The sequence below is a fragment of the Achromobacter xylosoxidans A8 genome (assembly GCF_000165835.1).
Classification (GTDB): Bacteria; Pseudomonadota; Gammaproteobacteria; order Burkholderiales; family Burkholderiaceae_B; genus Achromobacter; species Achromobacter xylosoxidans_B.
Window position 1 is genome coordinate 4,585,406 of sequence record NC_014640.1, and the last position, 20,417, is coordinate 4,605,822.

A 20,417-nucleotide genomic window follows, 5' to 3' on the forward strand; every position below is an offset into this window, starting at 1 on the left:
CAAGCCCGCCGCCGCCCGCGCCGGCTAGGCCGTTGCTTCGAAACCCGGGTGATACGCGACCTGGCCTTGCGCCGGGCGCGTGTACACCTGGGCCATGAAGTACTCCGGCGGCACGCCGGGATAGGTCAAGCCAGGCATCTGCGCAAAGCCGAATCGCCCGTAATACGCCGGATCCCCCATGACCACGCAGCCGGCGGCGCCCAGCGCTTTCAAGCGCTCCAGGCCGTCCCGGACCAAGGCCGCGCCTATGCCCTGGCCTTGCAGTTCGGGCAGCACCGCCACCGGTCCCAGGCCATACCAGTCCGCCGAGCCATCGCTGACCGTCACCGGAGAGAAGGCGACGTGGCCTGCGATGCGCCCATCCACCCGCGCCACCAGCGACAGCGCCAATGCCCCCGCTTCGCGCAGCGCGTTGGTGATGTAGCCCTCGGTCTGCTGGCTGTGGGGGTGGTCTTTGAACGCGGCTTGCGTCAGCGCGAAGATCGCGTCGCGGTCGCCCGGCGCTTCGGGGAGGATATGCATGCCTGTACTCCTGTCGATCCAGGCGCAAAGTGTAGCCGGGCATGGTCGCCATTCCGCATTGACGCCTGCCGGCACGGTGGCTACAGTGGCCGACAGCCCGGCGCCGCGTTCTCGCATAGTCGCCCAGCCCCTTCCGAACCACCCGCGGCGCGCCGCGGCCCTACTCTGGACCCTTATGAACAGCTACCGCGTCGGCATCGCCGGCTTCGGCGCCATCGGCCAAGCCGTGGCGCAATCCCTGGACGCCGGCCTGCCCGGCCTGACGCTCGCCGCCGTGGCGGTGCGCGATCCCAAGGCCCCACCGGCCTTTGCCTGGACCCAGGCCGCGCCCGCCTACACCACCATCGGCGCGCTGCACGAGCACTGTGACGTGGTGGTGGAATGCGCGCCCGCCGCGGTGTTCCGCGACATCGCCGAGCCCGTGCTGCGCGCCGGCAAGAAAATGGTGGTGCTCAGTTCCGGCGCCTTGCTGCGCCATGACGACCTGATCGAACTCGCCCGCCAGCACCACGGCCAGATCCTGGTGCCCTCGGGCGCTATCCTGGGCCTGGACGCCATTACCGCCGCGGCCGAAGGCGTCATCCACTCCGTCACCATGATCACCCGCAAGCCGGTGCGCGGCCTGCTGGGCGCGCCCTACCTGACCGACAACAACATCGACATCGCGGACATCACCGAGCCGCGCCTGATCTTCCGCGGCTCGCCGCGAGAAGCGGCGGTGGGCTTTCCGGCCAACCTGAACGTGGCGGTCAGCGTGTCGCTGGCCGGCATCGGCCCGGACAAGACCACCCTGGAAATCTGGGCCGATCCCTCGCTGGAACGCAATCTCCACCGCGTCGAAGTGGTGTCCGACTCGGCCTCGTTCTCGATGGAAATCCAGAACATCCCGTCGGCCAATCCCAAGACCGGCCGCATCACTGCGCAAAGCGTGATCGCCGCGCTGCGCAAGCTGACCGGTCCGCTGCGCGTGGGCACCTGATCGCTGCCGGGCGGCTGGGCGCCGACTAGGCCGCCGCCCGCTGCAGCCCGCCGGACCGGCCATCCGCGGGCTGGCGGCGCTGCGCGGAGCCGCCCGCCGCGGCCATCGGCCCGACCCGCCAGTTCCCCGCGCCATCCAGATCCAGCCTGTCCGTGTGGAAGGCGTCGAGCGTGCTGCGATGCCCCACACTGACCAGCATGCAGGATGGCAGCTCCTCGCGCAGCAGGCTATACAACGCATGTTCCAGCCCTTCATCGGTAGCTGACGTGGCCTCGTCCAGGAAGACGATGGCGGGCCGGTTGTACAGCACGCGCGCGAACGCCACGCGCTGCTGCTCGCCTATGGACAGGATGCGGGACCAATCGGCCACCTCATCCAGCCGGCCGACCAGATGCCCCAGATTGACCTGCCGCAGCGCTTCGGCCAGGCGCGCATCGTCCTCGGGTTGCGCCAGCCCCGGATATGCGACCGCGCCACGCAGGTCGCCCAAGGGCAGATACGGCCGTTGCGACAGGAACAAGGCGCAAGCGCCCTGCGGCCGGCGCACCAAGCCGTGCGCATAAGGCCACAGGCCCGCCAGCGCACGCAGCAAGGTGGTCTTGCCGCTACCCGACGGCCCCTTGATCAGCAGGGCCTGGCCCGGCCGCAAACTCAGGTTCAGATCGCGCAGCAGGACCGTGCCGTCGGGCCGCGCCACCTGCACGGCCGCGATGTCCAAGCCGTCGGGCAAGGGCTCGGTCTGCACTGAGGGCAGCGCGCGCGCGGCCTCGTTGGCATCCAGAAAGCCGTTCAGCCGGTCCAGCGTGGCGCGGTACTGCGCAAAGGTGTCGTAGGAAGTCCGGAAGAAGGATAGGGAATCCTGCACTTGTCCGAAGGCCTGCGAAGTCTGGATGACATCGCCCAGCTTGATCGCGCCGCTGAAGAAACGCGGCGCCTGCAGGATGAAGGGGAACACCACCGCGACCTGGCTCACTGACAGGTTGAAGCCGTCGAACTTCAGCCCCCGGTACACACGCGCCCACAAGTTGGCGATATAGGCCGAGAAACGTGTCCATAAGGTGGCGCGCTCCACGTTCTCGCCTTGATAGAACGCCACATTCTCCGCGTTCTCGCGCAGGCGGACCAGCGCGTAGCGGAAGTTCGCCGTCAGCCGTTCGGACAGGAAGTTCAGCTTGATCAGCGGCCGCCCGATCTTGAACGCGAACAAGGTCGCCACGATCACATACAGGTACACCATGAACACCATGGCGCGCGGGATCTCCACGCCGGCCACGGTCAAGGCGCCGGACAGGCCCCAGAGGATGGAAGTGAACGCCACCAGCGAGACCACCGCGCTCAGCGCGCCGATCGCCAGCGTGCGCGAGCCCGTCACGAACATGGCGATGTCCTGCTCGATGCGCTGGTCGGGGTTGTCGACCGGAGCGTCGACGAAATGGCCGCGGTAGTAGGCGCCCGCGCCCAGCCAGTCGCGGGTCAGGCGATCGTTGAGCCACACGCGCCAACGGATGTCGAAGGCCTGTCCGGCATAGCTGGCGGCCAGCGTGCGCACCACGTGCACACAGGCCAGCACCGAGAATATGCCCAGGAAATGCCAGAACGCGCTTTGATCCAATGCCTGCAGCGCGCTGTAGAAGCCGTTGTACCAAAACGAAAACAGCACAGTCATGCGCACGGCGAACATCGCCAGGAACAACAGCAGCGCCAGCATCAACAAGGGACGCCAGCTGCGCCGAGGGTTCAGATACGGCCACGCCAGCCGCCAGAACTTGCGTCCCCAGTCCGTGTAGCGCGCGAGCATGCCCACCACCAGCACCAGCACGACGGCGGATATGCCAAACGCATGCGCCAGCCAGAGCCCGCTTTCCGCCAGTTGTTGCTGCCAGTTCAGGTCCATGAGTCGATTGCCCTCCGATACGCGTTTCTGGTTAGACGAGACGCGCGCATCGAGTTCCGGCGCACAGGCCGTTTTAAGCCTGGCTTAAGCGTTCTGGCAGGGTGAGCGAAAGCGATCTGACAGCAAGCGCCTGCCTCGCGGGCCGGCAGGCTTCCCGCGGCGGCTATCATGGACACCTGAGCAGCAATCCGGCAGGTACGGGACGATGGACAAGATCCGGCTAGACAAATGGCTATGGGCCGCGCGCTTCTATAAGACGCGCAGCTTGGCCGTGCAGGAAATCGGCAAGGGCCGGGTATTGGTGAACGACCAGCCCGCCAAGCCCGCGCGCGAGGTCGCCCCCGGCGACCTGGTCACGGTGCGCAAGGAAGACCCGGCGCTGCACGTGCGGGTGATGGGCGTCAGCGGCGTGCGCGGCCCAGCGCCTGTCGCACGCCAGCTCTACGAGGAAACGCCCGAAAGCGTGGCGGCGCGGGAGCGCGCAGCGGAAATGCGCCGCCTGGCGCCCGAACCCGCGCTGGGCATAGAGGCCGGCCGGCCGACCAAGCGCGACCGGCGGCTGATAGACCAGATGCGCGGCAAGTAATCCGGCCGCGCCGACGACGATCAACTTTCTTTTTCGCAAGCCCATCATGAAAAGCAGTTCTACAGGCGGCCTGGTCTATTCCACCGACGGCGGCCGCATGTGTCCCGAATGCCGCAAGCCGCTGCCGCAGTGCCTGTGCAAGCAGGCCGCCCAGGCGCTTCCCGCCGGCGATGGCGTGGCGCGCGTATCGCGCGAAACCAAGGGCCGCGGCGGCAAGAGCGTCACCGTGGTCAAGGGCCTGGCGCTGGATGGCGCGGCGTTGAACGCGCTGGGAAAGCAGCTGCGCAACGCCTGCGGCTCGGGCGGAACGGTGAAGGACGGCGTGATCGAAATCCAGGGTGACCACTGCGAGCGCGTCATGGAAACCCTGCAAAAACAAGGCATCCGCGCCAAGCGCGCGGGCGGCTGACATCGACGGAGTACTAGCAATGACCGATCTGCAAACCAGCGATGTCGCCAGTTGGCACGCCCACGTGTATTTCGACGCCGCCAGCCGCGACGCGGCGCACGCGCTGCGCGAACGGATCACCGCGCGCTTTGCCGGCAAGATGGAAATGGGGCGCTTCCATGAGCGCCCCGTCGGCCCGCATCCCCAGTGGAGCTACCAGATCGCCTTCACGCCGGAGCATTTCGCGGAGATCGCCACCTGGCTGACCCTGCATCACGGGGCGCTGGATGTCTTCATGCACCCCAACACCGGCGACTCGATCCGCGACCACCGCGACTGCGCCGTCTGGATCGGCCGCAGCTACACGCTGAATCTGCAGGCGCTGGGCGCCTGAACGGCTACAGCGCGCGGCCCACGATCAGCGAATCCAGCGCCATCATGGGATCGCCGCTCTTGCCTTCATACGGCAGGCGGCTGAGCACATAGCGCATCGCATTGATCCGCGCGCGCTTCTTGCAATCGGACTTGACCACCACCCAGGGCGCGTCCGCCGTGTCGGTGTGCGCGAACATGGCTTCCTTGGCGCGGGTGTAGTCATCCCACTTGTCCAGCGAGGCCAGGTCCACGGGGCTGAGCTTCCATTGCTTGAGCGGATGCACCTTGCGCTGCAGGAAGCGGCGGCGCTGTTCTTCCTGGCTGACCGAGAACCAGAACTTGATCAGGTGGATGCCGCTGCTGACCAGATGGCGCTCAAAATCCGGCACCTGGCGCAGGAAGTCCAGGTATTCGTTCTGGGTGCAGAAACCCATCACGCGTTCCACGCCGGCGCGGTTGTACCAGGAGCGGTCAAACATGACGATCTCGCCCGCGGTGGGCAGGTGCTGCACGTAGCGCTGGAAGTACCACTGGCCCTTTTCCGTGTCGGACGGCTTCTCCAGGGCGACCACGCGCGCGCCGCGCGGATTCAGGTGTTCCATCATGCGCTTGATGGTGCCGCCCTTGCCCGCGGCGTCGCGGCCTTCGAACAGGATCACGACGCGCTGGCCGGTGGCCTTGACCCAGGCCTGCAGCTTCAGCAGTTCGACCTGCAGGCTGTATTTCTGCCTTTCGTAGTTACGGCGCAGCATACGGTGGCGATAGGGATAGACGCCTTCGCGCCAGTCCGCGGCCAGCTCGTCGTCGGGGTTGCGGCGCACGCGCGGCGCCGCCGAATTGGCTTCCACCAGCGCGCGGTGCACGGCCTGCGCATCGTCCGGCGACAGCTCCTCGATGACCGAGCGCAGCGCCTCGCGGGAATGGGCGGGCGCGCTGACGTTGTAGCGGCGGGCAATATCGGCCAGGACCGCCACGGTCTCCTGGCGCGCGGCATCCTGGCGAGCGACGACGCGCTTGCGCACATTGAGAGCCGGCTCGGCGGCGGCTGCCGCGGATATGGGATCGACCGCCGCGGGAGCGCCCGCCGCGGGGGCCTTCGCCGCGCGCGGTTTGCGACTGGTGGTCACAGGCGTGACTACCGTTTTGACCACCGTCTTGGTGGCCGGCTTGGTGGAGGCGCTGGCGGTCCGCCTGGCGGCGCGCTTGCGCGGCGCTTCCGCTACGGTTTGCTCGGTGGCTGGGCTTGTCTTGTCTGTCATCGATCCTGTCCTCGCTACGCTGATCGTCCTGCCCGCGGCTGCCGGGCTTGCGCCTGCGGCCTTGGCCGGGAAAAGCGCAAACGCTACCCCGAGCCCTGCCCTGCGGGTTTGACTACGATCAAACGTTGTAACATTTTTGCAGCGACGAAGGCCGCTACACTGGCCTCCCTTCATCCGCCTCCGCGCCATGTGGTCATTCATCAAACGGCTGCTCGCCGGTCCGACACCACCCGAGAATCCCTTGCGCGAGACCGTGAGCTTCGACGCAACCGGTTTCACGCGCAGCAGTGAGCTGGCGCGCGCCCTGGGCCAGCAGGAGTTCTGGCCCTGGAGCGACATCCAGGAATTCGGATTCCGCTACACGCAGGCCATCTACCCCGATCCCTGGTCGGGCGACTACATGGAGGGCCTGTGGTTCCTGCGCGTGCCCAGCGACGGCGGCGGGCTGATGGCCATGGAGCTCGACGAGGCAACGCTGGACGTCGAACGCCTGCCTCCCGCCCTGCTGCACAACATGCCCGGACTGGACATGGGGGCGCTGCGCGCGGGGCTGGCAGCCGCCGCGCGCGGACCGCGCAACTTCGAGTGCGCGGGAGAATGGGTAGCCTGGCGACGCGGCACAACCACGCCCCCCGCGGCCGCTACAGCCGGTCCAGGCCCTGCCTGAGATCGGACAGGATGTCTTCAGGCGTCTCCAGGCCCACCGACAGGCGCAGCAAGCCCTCGGACAATCCATAGCGTTCGCGGTCCTCAGCCGTGTAACTGGCGTGCGTCATCGACGCGGGATGCTGGATCAGGGTTTCAGGATCGCCCAGGCTGACTGCGATGCGCGCCAGCTTCAGACTATTGAGCAGCTTGCGGCCAGCGGTCAATCCGCCCTTCAACTCGAACGCGACCAGGCCGCCGCCCGCCGATTGCTGGCGGCGCGCGATCTCGGCCCCCGCAGTATCGGCCAAGCCGGGATAGAACACGTCGGCCACCGCCGCATGCTCGCGCAGCAGCTTGGCCACCCGCAAGGCGGATTCGCTATGGCGCGCCACGCGCAATTCCAGCGTCTTGATCCCGCGCAGCACCAGGAAAGCCGTGAAAGGCGACAAGGTGGCGCCGGTGAAGTAGCGCAACCCCTGCAGCCGGATGGCATCGATGTGCTCCTTGCGGCCCAGCACCGCGCCGGCCAGCAGGTCGCCGTGGCCGCCCAGGTACTTGGTGGCCGAATGCAGCACGATGTCCGCGCCATGCTCCAGCGGCCGCTGCAGCACCGGCGTGGCGAAGGTGTTGTCGACGATAGTCAGCACACCTTTGCCGCGGGCGATGGCGGACACCGCCGCGATATCCACCAGACGCAGATTCGGATTGGCGGGCGTTTCAAAGTAGACGGCACGCGTCTTGGGGCCGAGGGCCGCGGCCACGGTCTCGGGACGGGTGAAGTCGGCAAACACCGCGCGCACGCCAAACCGCGCCAGGCCCTGCGTGAACAGGGTGAAGGCCGTGCCGTACACGATCTGGTCCACCACGATCTCGTCGCCGCTTTGCAGGAGCGAGAACAGGGTGGCCGAAATCGCCGCCATGCCGGAAGCGGTCACAACGCCCGCTTCGGCGCCCTCCAGCGACGCCAGCCGCTCTTCCAGCAACGCCTGCGTCGGATTGCGGGTGCGGCCGTAGACGTAGCCCTGCTTCTCGCCCAGGCGGATCTGGTCGAAGGCCTCGATGCTGTCCTGGGTGTAGGTGGAGGTCAGGTAGAGAGGCGGCGCCAGCGCGCCCTGCTCGTCCAGCGGGTCGTAGCCCAGGTGGATGGCGCGCGTGGCGAAGCCGTGTTGCGTGGACTCGGTCATGTCAGTGTTCCTGTGTTTTCAAATATGGCCGGAGCGTCGGGCTGCGGCACAGAGTCAGCGTTTGTGGTCGGCGCGGCGCGACAGCCATTCGCCGGTGAATTGCACAATGGAAACCAGCGCGATCAGGATCACGATCACCTCGAACATGACGCGGGTCTCGTAACGTTCGTAGCCGTAGCGGATCGCCAGGTCGCCCAGGCCGCCGGCGCCGACCGCGCCGGCCATGGCCGAGGCGTTGATCATGGCAATGACGCTGACCGTCATGCCGCCGATGATGCCCGGCAGGGCTTCCGGCAACAGCACGTGGCGCACGATGTGCCAGCGGCGGCAGCCCATGGCGCGCGCTGCCTCCACCAGGCCGTGGTCCACGTCGTTCAGGCTGACCTGGGCAATGCGCGCGAAGAACGGCACCAGATTGGCCGACAGCGGCACAATGGCGGCCCAGGTGCCCAGCGTGGTGCCCACCAGGAAACGCGTGAACGGCAGCATCGCCACCAGCAGGATGATGAAGGGGATGGCGCGGAAGGTATTCACCGTCACCGACAGGACCTTGTTGAAGCGCGGCCTGGGATACAGGTTGCCCGACGCGGTGACGGTCAGCACCACGGCCAGCGCCAGGCCCAGAACGATGGCAATGACGGCGGATACGCCCACCATGGCCAGGGTCTGCAGAAAGGCCTGCAGGTATTTATCAAGCATCGGCAGCGACATAACCCAGCACCTTGATCTGATCGGCCACCAGCGCGGCGCGCGTGGCCTCTTCCTGTAATGCGCCCGCGGGCACGGAAACCAGCAGACTGCCTTGGGCGTGGCCGCGCAGACGGTCCAGGCCGCCATGCAGCAGCGTCGCGCCGGGGCCGAGCGCCGCCAGCGCCTGCAAGGACACGCCCTGCGGGCGCCCCTGCCCTGTAAAGCGCAGCCGCAGCACCGCCACGCCCGCCCGGCCTTGCAGGTCGGGCACCAGCCTGCCCGCCAGGTCGGCCGGCAGGTCGTGCTGCAAAGGCCGCAGCAAGGCCCGCGTGGCAGCGGCCTGGGGGTTGCCGAACACGCGCCAGACCTCGCCTTCCTCGACCTTGCGGCCGCCGTCCAGCACCAGCACCTTGTGGCAGACCTCGCGGATCACCGCCATGTCGTGCGTGATCAGCACCACCGTCAGGCCCAGTTTGCGGTTGATGTCCAGCAGCAAGGCCAGGATCGACTGCGTGGTCTCGGGGTCCAGCGCCGACGTGGCTTCGTCGCACAGCAGGATCTCCGGCTGATGCACCAGCGCGCGTGCGATGCCGACGCGCTGCTTCTGGCCGCCGGACAGCTTTGCCGGATAGGCGTCGGCCTTGTCGCGCAGCCCCACCAGCTCCAGCAGTTCTTCCACCCGCGCCCGCGCGGCCGCGGGCTTCACGCCTGCCACGCGCAAGGGCAAGGCCACGTTCTCGGCCACCGTCTTGGCCGACAGCAGGTTGAAGTGCTGGAAGATCATGCCGATGCGGCGGCGCAGGCCCACCAGCGCATGCTCATCCAGGCCGCCCACATTGACGCCGTCCACCAGCACGCGGCCGGCGCTGGGCCGCTCCAGCATGTTGATGGAACGCAGCAGCGTGGACTTGCCCGCGCCGCTGCGTCCGATGATGCCGAACACCTCGCCGCGGGCGATGGAGAACGACACGTCGGACAAAGCGGCCACCGGCCCCTGCGCGCCCTCGTAGCGCTTCTGCAAGCCTTCGAAGACGATGTGCGCGTCAACCGACGGCGTTTGCGGCGCGGCGTCGGCCAGCCCGCTCACGGAAAATTCGTATTGCATCATTGCCCGCTTCCAGTCTCAGAAAACCGGAATGACCGAACCTTCGTACTTGCTCAGAATGAACTGGCGCACCTCTTCGGAGTGGTAGGCCTTGACCAGTTCGGGCACCCAGGGCGCGTTCTTGTCCTGTTCGCGCACCGCGATGATGTTCACGTAGGGATTGTTGTCCTTCTTTTCCACCGCGATGCCGTCGCGCGTGGCGATCAGCCCGGCCTGGTAGGCGAAGCTGTTGACGATGGCCGCGGTGTCCACGTCCGGCAGCGAGCGCGCCAGCACCACGGAGGCGCTTTCCACGAAGTTGAGCCTCTTGGGGTTGGCGGTCACGTCCGCCAGCGTGGCCGTGCCGGTGGCGGGATCGAATCCGTCCTTCAGCGTGATCAAGCCCTGGTCGCGCAGGATGACCAGCGCGCGCGTCTGGTTGCTGGGATCATTGGGGATGCCGACGCGGGCGCCCTCGGGCAGGTCCTTCAGCGACTTGTACTTCTTGGAGTAGAACGCGATGGGCGAGATCAGCGTGTTGGCCACGGACACGAGCTTGTAGCCGCGCTGCTTGATCTGGTCGTTCAGGAAAGGAATGTGCTGGAAGGCGTTGGCATTGAGGTCGCCGTTGTTGAGCGCCTCGTTGGGGCTGGCGGTGCCGGTGATGATGACGGGCTCCACCGCCAGGCCATTCTTCTTGGCGACCTGCGCCACCACCTCCCAGATCTGCTCGTCGACGCCGCCGCGCACGCCCACCTTGAGGGGCTTGGGATCGGCCGAAAACGCCGGGCCATGGAACATTGCCGCCGAAGCCAGCACCGCGCCCAGCAGGCGCTTGAAGAAACGGGAAGTCATATTGGAATCGCCTCTCAGGCTATGCGGTTATGAGAGAAACGATTCTAGGGAGGGGGACGGACCGCGCGAACGAATAGTTCGTTGAGTCCTTATTACAGGGGCGTTTGGTTATGGCGGCTGGGCATATGGTCCCGGCACATGTCCGGCCGCGCGGATCAGAAAGGCTTGACGACCACCAGCGTCACGATGACCGCGGAAGCGATGACAGTGAACGGCGCGTACAGGTCCACCAGCGGCGGGCGCTTGGCGCTGCCGTTGGCCATGCGGCGCAACGCCGCGCTCTGGATACCGAGCAGCGCCGACAGCGCCAGGGCGAAGGCCACCTTGACCCAGATCCAGGTCATGGCGAACCAGCCGAAGGTCATGGCCAGGTGCAGGCCGACCAGCCAGGTCAACACCATGGCCGGCGTGGTCACGTACAGCGTCCAGCGGCGCAAGGCACCCAGCATCTTGCGTTCTTTCGGCGCTTCTTCACTGTCCTGCGGCTGCGAGGACAGCAGGAAGAGCGACACAAACAGCGATCCGCCCAGCCAGGCGACCACGGCCGCGACGTGGAGCATTTTCAGGAGTTGATAGGTCATGATGCCCGGCATTATCGCCGGATTGCGGACCGCGCCGTGTAGCGGCGCGGCGCATCCGTTTGCGCTACGGCAAGCCAGCGCGGCGACGCGGACCTACTTGGCCGCCTCCGGGCTGGCCGGAGCCGCGGGCGCGGGCGTTGGTGTTGCTGCGGGCGCGTTGGACGCAGGCGCGGCAGATGCGGGCGCAGGCGCGGCGGACGGAGCCGTCGTCGACGCAGGCGCAGCGCTCGCAGGCGTAGCGGACGCGGGCGCGGCCGGCGAACTGGCGCCGCCCGCCGCTGGCGCTTTCGGAGATTCACCGGCGCCATTGGCCGCCGCCGGATTCAGCGTGTCAGCCGGTTTGTCGGGCGATTCCGCCGGCTCGGCCGGCGCGATCTTGGGCTGCGGCTTTGCCCGGCCGGCCGCAGGCGTGGGCGGCGCGGCGGCAGCCTGCGCATCCGGCAGGAAACGCTGCAATAGCTGGAAAAACCCTTCATAGAACTTGGGCCGCGCGACCGTCTGGCTGCCCGTCTTCACCAGCGAGTCGTCGCTCGAGCCGAACGGCATGGACACCTGGCCCAACACGCTTACGCCCACGCTGGCCGAGCTGTTGGTGCGCTTGATCGAGTAGCGGTCCTGCACCGCGTTGGCGAACACCGTGGCGCGCTCGTTCGCGCCGCCGTCGGAGGCGCATTCGATGTTGAAGGCGATCTGCGTGTGCTGTCCGCTTTCGTCCTGGAAATTCTTGTGCCCCGTGACCCGCGAGCCCTCGAACTTGTCGATGTTGTAGCCCTGGCTCAACAAGGCGCGGCGGCCGGCATCGCAGGCCGCGACGTTACTCGCGGCGACGGTGCGCGAGTAGGTGTTGTTCTGGGTGAAATCTTCTTTTTCGAACTCTGGCTTGGGGGATGAGCACCCTGCCAGGACGCCCGTCAGGACAAGCAAGGGGACCAGCAATGGACGGCGGTAAACAGGGGGCATGAATTGGGGTCCGGCATGGGACGGCGTGGGGCGCGGCCAGCCAGCATGGCGGCCCGCCCACTGCGCCAGGCACGGAACAGTGATGCGTAAAGCGTTTGTTATAGCGCATCCCCGGCACCATTTCCTTTACCAGGGATGTGTAGTTCAACGCAGAGGTAACAGGATCCAAAAAAGGGCCGCATCGTGCCCCCGGGGCAGCCGCTGGACGCCCCTTTCAGGACGACACGCGCGCGGGCTCCAGCGGCCGGAGCTCCTGCGTTTCCAGGTTCAGGCTGCGCCGGTAGTGCTTGCAGCCCAGCGCCAGCAAGACGATGCACAGCACCGTCGCCACGCCGACCAGCACGGACATGGATTGCCCGACCGCCGCCGGGTTCTTGAACAACCGGTCCGTCAACATGGCCACCGCAGTGGTGCCCAGCCCCAGCCCGATCAGGTTCGAGATCAGCAGGAACAGCGCCGACACCTGCGCGCGCAGTTGATTGGGAGGAAGTATCTGCATCGCGGCCGTCGAGGTCGGCATGGGAAACGACGCAAAGAACATGGCGGGCAGCAACAGCCCCACCGACAGCCACAGGGAATCCACCTGGGTGAAGATCACCGCCGGCACCGCCATGCCCGCCGCGCCGATCACCCCGGCGCGCAGCGGTGCATCGCTGTAGCCCCGCCGGGCCAGCCAGTCCATCAGCCAGCCGCCGCAGAACACGCCTGCGGTATTGGCGACCAGCACCACCACGCCCAGCATGTAGCCGGCATCCACCGGCGACATGCCGAACTTGCGCATGTAGAACGCCGGCGTCCAGCCCAGCAGCGCAAACAGCGCCATCGCATAGAACGAGAAGCCCAGGTAATGGCAGAAAAAGGTGCGGCGGTGGCGGCCGAGGAAGCGAAAAGTGTCCTTCATGGCGGGCTTCTGTACCTGCCCCGATGCATTGCGCCGCAGGCCCAGCCGCTGCGGATCGCGTACCGTCAGCAGGATCAGCAGCGCGATCAGCAGGCCGGGCAGTCCCACGATGAAGAAGGTCACCTGCCACGGGCGCATCGCGCCTACCCAGGGCAAGGTGACCGTGTCCACGCTCTTGAGCAGATCGATGACGTAGCCGCCGATCAGAAAAGCCATGCCGCCACCGATGAACGAACCGATCGAATAGACCCCGACGGCGCGCCCCAGTTTTTCACGCGGAAACATGTCGCTGAGCATGGAGTACGTGGCGGGCGACAGCGCCGCCTCCCCCACGCCCACGCCGATGCGCGCGAGGAACATCTGCGCGAAATTGCGCGACAGGCCACAGGCCGCCGTCGCCAGGCTCCAGAACGCGACGCCAATGGCGATGATCTTGGGGCGCGAATAGCGATCCGCCAGCAGCGCGATGGGGATGCCCATGAAGGCGTAGAACAGCGAAAACGCCAGCCCGTGCAGCAAGCTGAATTGCGTATCGGACAGTTGCAGATCGTGCTTGATGGGCTCGATCATCAGCGCCAGGATCTGCCTGTCGACGAAGGAAAATATGTACGCTAGCATGCATATCACCACGACGTACCACTCGTAGGCGTAGCTGGGTTTTGATCCGTGCCGCGGGCTGCCGTCAGTCATGGTTTGTTTCCCTTGTATGGTGGTGAGATCTGCCCATCGCCCAACGGGCGAGGTTGCGCCTCACTTGCTTGCAGGCCCATCTTTTGTAGGTCTTTGCGCGGCCAGCCTCTGTACGCCTGACGCAATGACTGTTCCCGCTGCGCAGGAAAGCATGTTCAACGACACCAATCCGCTGGACCGCCATTGCTTGCTGGACTCGGGCAACATCGCCGAGATCAAGGATCAGGTCAGCCAGCACCTATGGTCGCACCGCATGTGCGTGCCCCCGGGAAAACCCCTGCAGTCGCGGCTGTATGGCGTGTTCTTCGGCAACGCCGCGCTGTTCGATCTGCATTACGGCGCCGAGGTCGAGATCGACGCCGGCGACATCGCCAGCTACTACCTGATCCGCATCACGCTGCAAGGGTCCGGACTGATCACGCTGGGTAAGCGCAGCGCCTCCATGAACGCGGGCAGCCTGACCATCTCGTCGCCGTCCGAACGCAGCGTAATCCGCATCGGCCGCGACTGCCGCAACCTGATCCTGCGCATCGAACGCGAGGCGCTGGAACGCCAGCTGCAACGGCTGCTCGAGCGCCCCCTCAAACAGGCGCTGGTGTTCGACCTTGAAATTGAAGCCGACGCGCCCGGGCCGGTGGCGGTGCGTGAAACGCTGGACTATCTATGCCGGCTGTACCGCCATCCCGCCATCGAGGGCGTCACGCAGACTCTGGCCGCCGGTTTCTCGGACTACCTGCTGACGCTGCTGCTGACCCAGCTGCCGCATAACTATTCCACAGCCTTGCAGGCGGATCGCCGCCAGCCGCTGCCCCTGCACGTGCGCCGGGCGCGCGACTACATAGAAAGCCATCCGGACGAACCTCTTTCGCTATCGGACCTGGCGGCGCACTGCGGCGTATCCGTGCGCACGCTGCAAAACGGCTTCGCGCAGTTCCTGAAGCAAAGCCCCAGCGACTACGTGCGCAATCAACGGCTGGTCTTGGTGCATGCCGCGTTGGAGCAAGCCAGTGAAGGCGACAGCGTCACCGACATCCTGCTGCGGCACGGCATCGCCAGCTTCGGACATTTCGCCACGCATTACCGCAAGCGCTACGGCTGCCTGCCATCGGATACCCTGCGCCGCAACAGGCACTAGGCGCCGCCCGGCGGCGCTGGATTCGCTTGCCGGATCGGAACGCCGCTTGCGCGTTCGGCGCAGCCCCGCCTGCAAGCCGCCGCTAGGATCGAGACTCCACCAGACGGAGCTTGTCCATGAGAATCAGCGTCATAGGCGGCGGCCACGGCTGCTACGCGGCAGCGGCCGACCTGTTTGAAAAAGGCCATCAGGTGCGCTGGTGGCGCCGGGACTGGGCTGCATTCCAGGGATTGCGGGACGCAGGCGCGCTGGCCGTCACCGACTATCGCGGCAGCCGCCAGATCCCGCTGGGCGATGGCCCCCAGCAATTGCAGCTGGTGCGCGACCTGGCCGCGGCCGTGGGCGATGCGGAACTGCTGGTCATTCCCCTGCCGTCGACCACGCACGAAGCCCTGGCGCAGGAATTGGCTCCCCTGCTGCGCGACGGCCAAGTCGTGTTCCTGCCGCCTGGCACCTTCGGCAGCTACGTCTTCGCCCGCGCCATGAAAGACGCCGGCAATCCAGCGGATACCGCCTTTGCCGAGACCGGCACCCTGCCCTACCTGGCGCGCAAGCACGGCGAAAAGGTCGTGATCAGCGGCTACGCCACCCGCCTGCCTACCGGCGTCTTTCCACGCCGCCTGTCCGAGCACGCGCTGGCCGTGGTCCAGCGCGCCTACGCCAGCATCGAACCGATAGAGGACGGGCTCTCCGGCGCGCTGATGAATGCCGGTCCCGTCATCCACCCGCCGCTCATCATGATGAACGCGGGTCCGCTGGAGCACTTCGACAAATGGGACATCCACAATGAAGGCACGCAGCCTGCAATACGGCGCGTGACCGACGCGCTGGACGCGGAGCGCATCGCCATCCGCGTCGCCCTGGACTATGCCGCGCCGCACTTTCCGCTGGCCGACCACTACGCTGCCACGGGCGACGAATGGATGTACGGCCGCGGCGCTCACGGCAGGCTCACCGACAGCGGCGACTGGCGCGAGGACATAGACCTGCACACCCACCGCTACATGCTCGAGGACACGCGGCTCGGCCTGTCGTTCCTGGTGTCCGCCGGCCGCTGGGCGGGCGTACCCACGCCGGTGGCCCAAGGCCTGCTGAGCCTGGCCAGCGCGGTGACCGGCCGCGACCTCTACGCCGAAGGGCGCACGCTGGAGCGCCTGGGCCTGGACCGCCTGTCGCGCGACGAGATGCGCGAGCTGTTGACCGAAGGCTGCTGAGACGAGGATGCATGCCATGAACGAGAAACTGTGCGTGATCGGCGCCGGCCGCATGGGCGTGGGCATCACGCTGTCATATATCCACGCGGGGCTGGACGTCACGCTGATAGACATCAAGCCGCGCACGCCCGCGGAGCAATCCGCATACTTTTCCCGAGTGCGGGATGAGCTGCGCCGCGAACTGGGCATCCTGGCGCGGCTGGGCTTGCTGGACGCGTCGCAAGCGGACATCGCGCTGGCGCGCGTCCGCCTGCGCACGCGCCAGGACGCGGCGGCAGACTTGCGGCAGGCTCGCGTGGTGTTCGAAGCCGTACCCGAACGCCTGGACGCCAAGCGCGATGCTTTTCTTTGGCTGGGCGCCGCCTGCGCGCCGGACAGCATCATCGCTTCCACCACGTCCACCTTTCTCGTCACCGAACTGGCGGAACTGGTGGAAAGTCCGCAGCGCTTCCTGAACGCGCACTGGCTCAATCCCGCCTACCTGATACCGCTGGTGGAAGTCAGCCGCGGCCCCCAAACCAGCGAGGCCGCCACACAGGGCCTGCTGCAAGTGCTGCGCCTGGCCGGCAAGAAGCCGGTGCAATGCGCACCCGCCGCCGGCTACATCGTGCCCCGCATCCAGGCCCTGGCCATGAATGAAGCCGCCCGCATGGTGGAGGAAGGGGTGGCCAGCGCCGAAGACATCGACACCGCGGTACGCCTGGGCTTCGGCCTGCGCTTTTCGGTGCTGGGCCTGCTGGAATTCATCGATTGGGGCGGCGGCGATATCCTCTACTACGCCTCGCGCTACCTGTCCGATGCCATCGATCCGCGCTTCGCCTCGCCCGCCGTCATCGCCCGCAACATGGAGCAAGGGCGCAACGGACTACGCGACGGCCAGGGCTTCTATGACTATGCCGGCATGGACGTGAACGCCTACAAGATGGAGCGGCTGGCGCAGCTGTGCAAGCGGCTGGAAGTGATGGATATGCTGCCCCGCTTCGACGCGGCGCGGCAGCCACCCGTGCGCTAGCCCTGCGGCCAGCGCGCCTACTTATCCAGTTCGCCCAGGATCTTGTAGGCCAGCCGCACCCGGGCCTCGTTCGGATAGTTCCGGTTGGCCAGTATCACGATGCCCAGCTGCTTCGACGGCACGAACGCCACGTAGCCGCCGAAGCCGTTGGTCGAACCCGTCTTGTTGATCCACACGGCATCCTGCGGCGGCAGCGGCGGGTTCAGCGCGGTCACGGCCTGGCTCTGGCTGTTGTAGTTGCCGGCATTGGCCGTCAATAACGCGTCCAGCGCCACGGGATAGCGCAACTGCTCCCAGGCCAGGTCCTGGGTCATGTCGCCCAGCTGGTAATAGCCGACGTGCGTCTGCGCGATCGCGTTGCGGAGTTCGGCATCGGCCACATTCAGGCCCATGTTCGCATCGACAAAGCGGATCAGGTCACGCGCGCTGGTCTTCACGCCGTAGGCTTCGTCCGCCAGCACGCCAGGATTCACCCGCACAGGAGCGTCCTGCTTGTTGTAGCCCTGCGCGTAGTCCGCCAGTCTCGCGCGCGGCACGTCGATATAGGTGCTGGTCAGGCCCAGCTTGGGAAACAGGTCCCGCTCCATGGCCGTCTTGAACGGCCGGTTCAGGCTCTTGGCGGCGATCACGCCCAGCATGCCGATGCTGGGGTTGGCGTAGGTGCGATACGTGCCGGCGGCGTGCTCGGGCGTCCAGGCCTTGAGATAGGCCATCAGCTGCGCCTGGTCCCGCACCGTACCGGGCACCTGCAGGGGAAAACCGCCGGTCGTGTGAGTCCCCAGATTGATCAGGCTGAGCTTGGCGAAGTCGCTGCCGGCCAGCTCGGGCAGGTATTTGGCCGGGCTGTCGCTCAAGGCGAGACGGCCGCGCGCCTGCGCGTAGCCGGCCAAGGTTGCCGTGTAGGTCTTGCTGATGGACCCGACTTCGTAAAGCGTATCGCTGCCGGCAGGCTTGCCCGTTTCCTTGGACGCCACGCCGTAGTTGTAGAAGCGCTGCGTCCCGTTCTGGGTAATAGCGATCGACAGGCCGGCGATGCCGTGTTCACGCATGACGGCCTGCGCCGCTTCATCGACCTTGCGGTCCACCTCGGACTGGCCGGCATACGCCACGGCGCAGCCGCCGGCCATCAGCGCAAACAATCCCGTGCGCAACATTCCGCTCAAGCGCATTCTCGTCATCCCATGTGGTGTTGAATTTCCGCGACGCCGTAGGCCGGCGACGCGCATGCATCGTAACGCGACGGGACGATTCATTGGTATTAACCCTTGGTCTCATTCCTGTGGATTTTGGCTATCCTCGCCTCGTCGATCCAAAACCCCGCAGAAGAGACCTGCCCCCCGCGGCAGGCGCCGACGGAGCAACCGCCCCGGAAACTCTCAGGCAAACAGGACTGCGCGGTCTAGACAATCTGGAGAGAGGCGCCAAGCGCGCCCACCGAAGGGGAACCCGCCGCCTGCGCCGCGGGTGAAGCTCTCAGGTACAGAGACAGATGGGGTGCTGCGGCCGGGTGGCCGCGGCCACCCAATCTGGAGCCATCATGCCCCGCATCGCCATCATTGGCGCCGGTATCACCGGCGTCACGTCCGCCTATGCCCTGAGCAAACTGGGATACGACGTCACCGTCTACGACCGCCAGCGCTACCCCGCCATGGAAACTTCCTACGCCAACGGCGGCCAGTTGTCGGCCAGCAACGCCGAGGTCTGGAACAGTACCGCGACCATCCTCAAGGGCCTGCGCTGGCTCGGACGCCACAACGCCCCGCTGCTGCTCAATCCCCGCTTCAGCTGGCACAAGTATTCCTGGCTGGCGCAGTTCATCGGGCAGATCCGTAACTACCGCAAGAACACCATCGAGACCACCCGCCTCGCCATCGCCGCGCGCCAGCACCTGTACGCCATGGCTGAAGAGGAAGGGATAGATTTCGACCTGGAGCGCCGCGGCATCCTGCACATCTACCATGACGCCGCCAGCTTCGAGACCGCGCGCCGCGCCAATGCCCTGCTGCAGGAAGGCGGGCTGGAGCGCTACGCGGTGTCGCCCCAGGAAGCGCGCGACATCGAACCCACGTTGCAAACCTCCTGCTACGGCGGCTTCTACACGCCCTCGGATGCCACCGGCGACATCCACAAGTTCACAAGCGGCCTGGCCCGCGCCTGCGAGCGCCGCGGCGTGCGCTTCGCGCAGGATGCCGACATCCGCAATATCAGCCTGGACGGCGCGCCCTACGTGCTCGACGTCGCGCGCGAAGGCGGCGCGCGGCGCGAACAGCATGAAGCCGACGCCATCGTGGTCTGCGCCGGCGCCGTCAGCCGGCAATTCGCCAGGCAGCTGGGCGACAGGCTCAACATCTATCCGGTCAAGGGCTACTCCATCAGCGTGCACCTGGACGACGCCGCCAGCCAGGCCGCCGCGCCGCAGGTCAGCCTGCTGGACGAAGCCGCCAAGATCGTCACCAGCCGCCTCGGCGACCGCTTCCGCGTGGCCGGCACGGCGGAGTTCAACGGCTTCAACATGGACATCCGCGCCGAACGCGTGCAGCCGCTGGTGGACTGGACCCGCAAGCACTTCCCCGGCATCCGCACCTCGCGCGTGGTGCCCTGGTGCGGACTGCGCCCGATGACGCCCAGCATGATGCCCCGCGTCGGCCCCGGCAAGCGGCCGGGCGTGTTCTACAACACGGGGCATGGGCATCTGGGCTGGACCTTGTCAGCGGCGACGGCGCAGATGCTGGCGGCGAGCGTGAGGATGCGACTGCGCGAGGCTTGACCTGATGGAGGGGGACTGAATTCAGACTATAATCGGTCTTACTGACATATCCACTCGGAGATCAGTCCCCCATGAAATACTCGACTCAAGTCAAACCGATTTCCTATCTCAAAAGCCATGCAGCCGAAATCGTGACGACTCTCTCGCAAACTCGCGAGCCCATGCTCATCACGCAGAACGGCGAGGCCAAGCTGGTTGTCATGGATGTTGAAAGCTATGAAGAACAGGAACAGGCCATGGCCTTGCTCCAGTTGCTCGCGCATGGCCGCAAGGAAATAGAGGAAGGCCGGATCACGCCTGCCGCAGATGTCTTTGCCCAGATCGAAGCGATGGACAAGGATGATGAAGAATGAGCCACAAGGTTGTCTTTCTTCAAACCGCGGTAGACGACCTTCATGAAATCCGGCGGTACATCCGCAAGCACTTCACGCAAACGACGTGGCTGAACGCCTATTCCAAAATCAAGAAGGCGATCCTGAAACTTGAGCAATTCCCGAATGCAGGACATGCGCTGCCGGAGCTTCCGGTCACGCATTTTATGGAAATCGTCGCCGTGAAGAATCGCGTGATCTACGAAGTCATTGGAGACCGGGTCTATATCCACATCATTTGTGATGCCCGCCAGGACTTCAAGACGAAATTGAGCAGACGGCCTGTGCGAATGCTCAGGCCGTAAAGGCAAAGCGCTTGGCT

General features: G+C 66.3%; 22 protein-coding genes and 2 riboswitches. Of the genes, 11 read left to right on the forward strand and 11 right to left on the reverse strand.

Going from position 1 to position 20,417, the window contains the following annotated elements; all coding sequences use genetic code 11:
* Positions 1–24: 24 nt before the first annotated feature.
* On the reverse strand, positions 25–522 hold the full coding sequence (locus AXYL_RS21220) for a GNAT family N-acetyltransferase (RefSeq protein WP_013394912.1): 498 nt from the start codon (positions 520–522) through the stop codon (positions 25–27).
* Positions 523–697: 175 nt separating this feature from the next.
* On the opposite strand from AXYL_RS21220, the gene AXYL_RS21225 reads away from it, so the two are divergent.
* A complete protein-coding gene (locus AXYL_RS21225) occupies positions 698–1,501 on the forward strand; it encodes an aspartate dehydrogenase (protein WP_013394913.1) in 804 nt (267 codons plus the stop codon).
* Positions 1,502–1,526: 25 nt separating this feature from the next.
* Here AXYL_RS21225 and AXYL_RS21230 read toward each other — a convergent pair whose 3' ends face one another.
* A complete protein-coding gene (locus tag AXYL_RS21230; RefSeq protein ID WP_013394914.1) occupies positions 1,527–3,395 on the reverse strand; it encodes an ABC transporter ATP-binding protein/permease in 1,869 nt (622 codons plus the stop codon).
* Between the two features lie 205 nt (positions 3,396–3,600).
* Between AXYL_RS21230 and AXYL_RS21235 the strand changes: the two genes are divergently transcribed.
* From AXYL_RS21235 to AXYL_RS21245, 3 genes are read left to right on the forward strand one after another with little or no spacing between them, the layout of a single operon-like run.
* Positions 3,601–3,981 carry an RNA-binding S4 domain-containing protein gene (locus AXYL_RS21235; protein ID WP_013394915.1) on the forward strand — a complete coding sequence of 127 codons (381 nt, stop codon included), beginning with the start codon at positions 3,601–3,603 and terminating at the stop codon, positions 3,979–3,981.
* A gap of 46 nt (positions 3,982–4,027) precedes the next feature.
* Positions 4,028–4,390, forward strand: a complete 363-nt coding sequence (locus tag AXYL_RS21240; RefSeq protein ID WP_013394916.1) for a translation initiation factor Sui1 — start codon at positions 4,028–4,030, stop codon at positions 4,388–4,390.
* A 19-nt stretch (positions 4,391–4,409) separates the two neighbouring features.
* Positions 4,410–4,763: a DOPA 4,5-dioxygenase family protein gene (locus AXYL_RS21245; RefSeq protein WP_013394917.1), complete on the forward strand. Its 354-nt coding sequence runs from the start codon at positions 4,410–4,412 to the stop codon at positions 4,761–4,763.
* Positions 4,764–4,767: 4 nt separating this feature from the next.
* On the opposite strand, the gene ppk2 is transcribed toward AXYL_RS21245, so the two are convergent.
* Positions 4,768–6,003: a polyphosphate kinase 2 gene (gene ppk2, locus AXYL_RS21250; protein ID WP_013394918.1), complete on the reverse strand. Its 1,236-nt coding sequence runs from the start codon at positions 6,001–6,003 to the stop codon at positions 4,768–4,770.
* 187 nt (positions 6,004–6,190) lie between these two features.
* Between ppk2 and AXYL_RS21255 the strand changes: the two genes are divergently transcribed.
* Complete coding sequence (locus tag AXYL_RS21255) at positions 6,191–6,670, forward strand: hypothetical protein (RefSeq protein WP_041654030.1); 480 nt, start codon at positions 6,191–6,193, stop codon at positions 6,668–6,670.
* Here AXYL_RS21255 and AXYL_RS21260 read toward each other — a convergent pair.
* From AXYL_RS21260 to AXYL_RS21290, 7 genes are all read right to left on the reverse strand, one after another.
* Positions 6,645–7,835, reverse strand: a complete 1,191-nt coding sequence (locus AXYL_RS21260; protein ID WP_013394920.1) for a trans-sulfuration enzyme family protein — start codon at positions 7,833–7,835, stop codon at positions 6,645–6,647. The two genes, AXYL_RS21255 and AXYL_RS21260, sit on opposite strands and share 26 nt — an antisense overlap.
* A 54-nt stretch (positions 7,836–7,889) precedes the next feature.
* Positions 7,890–8,546 carry a methionine ABC transporter permease gene (locus AXYL_RS21265; protein ID WP_013394921.1) on the reverse strand — a complete coding sequence of 219 codons (657 nt, stop codon included), beginning with the start codon at positions 8,544–8,546 and terminating at the stop codon, positions 7,890–7,892.
* Positions 8,527–9,633: a methionine ABC transporter ATP-binding protein gene (locus AXYL_RS21270; protein ID WP_013394922.1), complete on the reverse strand. Its 1,107-nt coding sequence runs from the start codon at positions 9,631–9,633 to the stop codon at positions 8,527–8,529. The genes AXYL_RS21265 and AXYL_RS21270 overlap by 20 nt, the downstream gene beginning before the upstream one ends.
* 15 nt (positions 9,634–9,648) lie before the next feature.
* The gene (locus tag AXYL_RS21275) at positions 9,649–10,464 is read right to left on the reverse strand and encodes a MetQ/NlpA family ABC transporter substrate-binding protein (RefSeq protein WP_013394923.1); all 816 of its coding nucleotides are present in this window, start codon (positions 10,462–10,464) and stop codon (positions 9,649–9,651) included.
* Between the two features lie 155 nt (positions 10,465–10,619).
* A complete protein-coding gene (locus AXYL_RS21280) occupies positions 10,620–11,045 on the reverse strand; it encodes a CopD family protein (protein ID WP_237709922.1) in 426 nt (141 codons plus the stop codon).
* Between the two features lie 93 nt (positions 11,046–11,138).
* Entirely contained in the window at positions 11,139–12,005 is an 867-nt protein-coding gene (locus AXYL_RS21285; protein WP_013394925.1) for a DUF2242 domain-containing protein, read from the reverse strand.
* Positions 12,006–12,219: 214 nt separating this feature from the next.
* Positions 12,220–13,596 carry a spinster family MFS transporter gene (locus AXYL_RS21290; RefSeq protein ID WP_013394926.1) on the reverse strand — a complete coding sequence of 459 codons (1,377 nt, stop codon included), beginning with the start codon at positions 13,594–13,596 and terminating at the stop codon, positions 12,220–12,222.
* 124 nt (positions 13,597–13,720) lie between these two features.
* On the opposite strand from AXYL_RS21290, the gene AXYL_RS21295 reads away from it, so the two are divergent.
* The 3 genes from AXYL_RS21295 to AXYL_RS21305 all read left to right on the forward strand — a co-directional run bounded on the left by AXYL_RS21295 (position 13,721) and on the right by AXYL_RS21305 (position 16,957).
* Positions 13,721–14,731 (forward strand): helix-turn-helix domain-containing protein, encoded by a 1,011-nt coding sequence (locus AXYL_RS21295; protein ID WP_237709923.1) that lies wholly within the window; start codon positions 13,721–13,723, stop codon positions 14,729–14,731.
* Positions 14,732–14,847: 116 nt separating this feature from the next.
* A complete protein-coding gene (locus AXYL_RS21300; protein ID WP_013394928.1) occupies positions 14,848–15,945 on the forward strand; it encodes an NAD/NADP-dependent octopine/nopaline dehydrogenase family protein in 1,098 nt (365 codons plus the stop codon).
* 16 nt (positions 15,946–15,961) lie between these two features.
* Positions 15,962–16,957: a 3-hydroxybutyryl-CoA dehydrogenase gene (locus AXYL_RS21305; protein ID WP_013394929.1), complete on the forward strand. Its 996-nt coding sequence runs from the start codon at positions 15,962–15,964 to the stop codon at positions 16,955–16,957.
* 17 nt (positions 16,958–16,974) lie between these two features.
* On the opposite strand, the gene ampC is transcribed toward AXYL_RS21305, so the two are convergent.
* Positions 16,975–18,111, reverse strand: a complete 1,137-nt coding sequence (ampC, locus tag AXYL_RS21310; protein ID WP_237710043.1) for a class C beta-lactamase — start codon at positions 18,109–18,111, stop codon at positions 16,975–16,977.
* Between the two features lie 156 nt (positions 18,112–18,267).
* Positions 18,268–18,360, forward strand: a riboswitch (glycine riboswitch).
* Between the two features lies 1 nt (position 18,361).
* A riboswitch (glycine riboswitch) is annotated at positions 18,362–18,450 on the forward strand.
* A gap of 44 nt (positions 18,451–18,494) precedes the next feature.
* On the opposite strand from ampC, the gene AXYL_RS21315 reads away from it, so the two are divergent.
* The 3 genes from AXYL_RS21315 (at position 18,495) to AXYL_RS21325 (ending at position 20,400) form a co-directional block, all read left to right on the forward strand.
* A complete protein-coding gene (locus AXYL_RS21315; RefSeq protein ID WP_013394931.1) occupies positions 18,495–19,724 on the forward strand; it encodes a D-amino acid dehydrogenase in 1,230 nt (409 codons plus the stop codon).
* A 71-nt stretch (positions 19,725–19,795) separates the two neighbouring features.
* Positions 19,796–20,077, forward strand: coding sequence for a type II toxin-antitoxin system Phd/YefM family antitoxin (locus AXYL_RS21320; RefSeq protein WP_013394932.1), 282 nt, complete (start codon positions 19,796–19,798; stop codon positions 20,075–20,077).
* Positions 20,074–20,400: a type II toxin-antitoxin system RelE/ParE family toxin gene (locus AXYL_RS21325; RefSeq protein ID WP_013394933.1), complete on the forward strand. Its 327-nt coding sequence runs from the start codon at positions 20,074–20,076 to the stop codon at positions 20,398–20,400. The genes AXYL_RS21320 and AXYL_RS21325 overlap by 4 nt, the downstream gene beginning before the upstream one ends.
* Positions 20,401–20,417 lie beyond the last annotated feature (17 nt).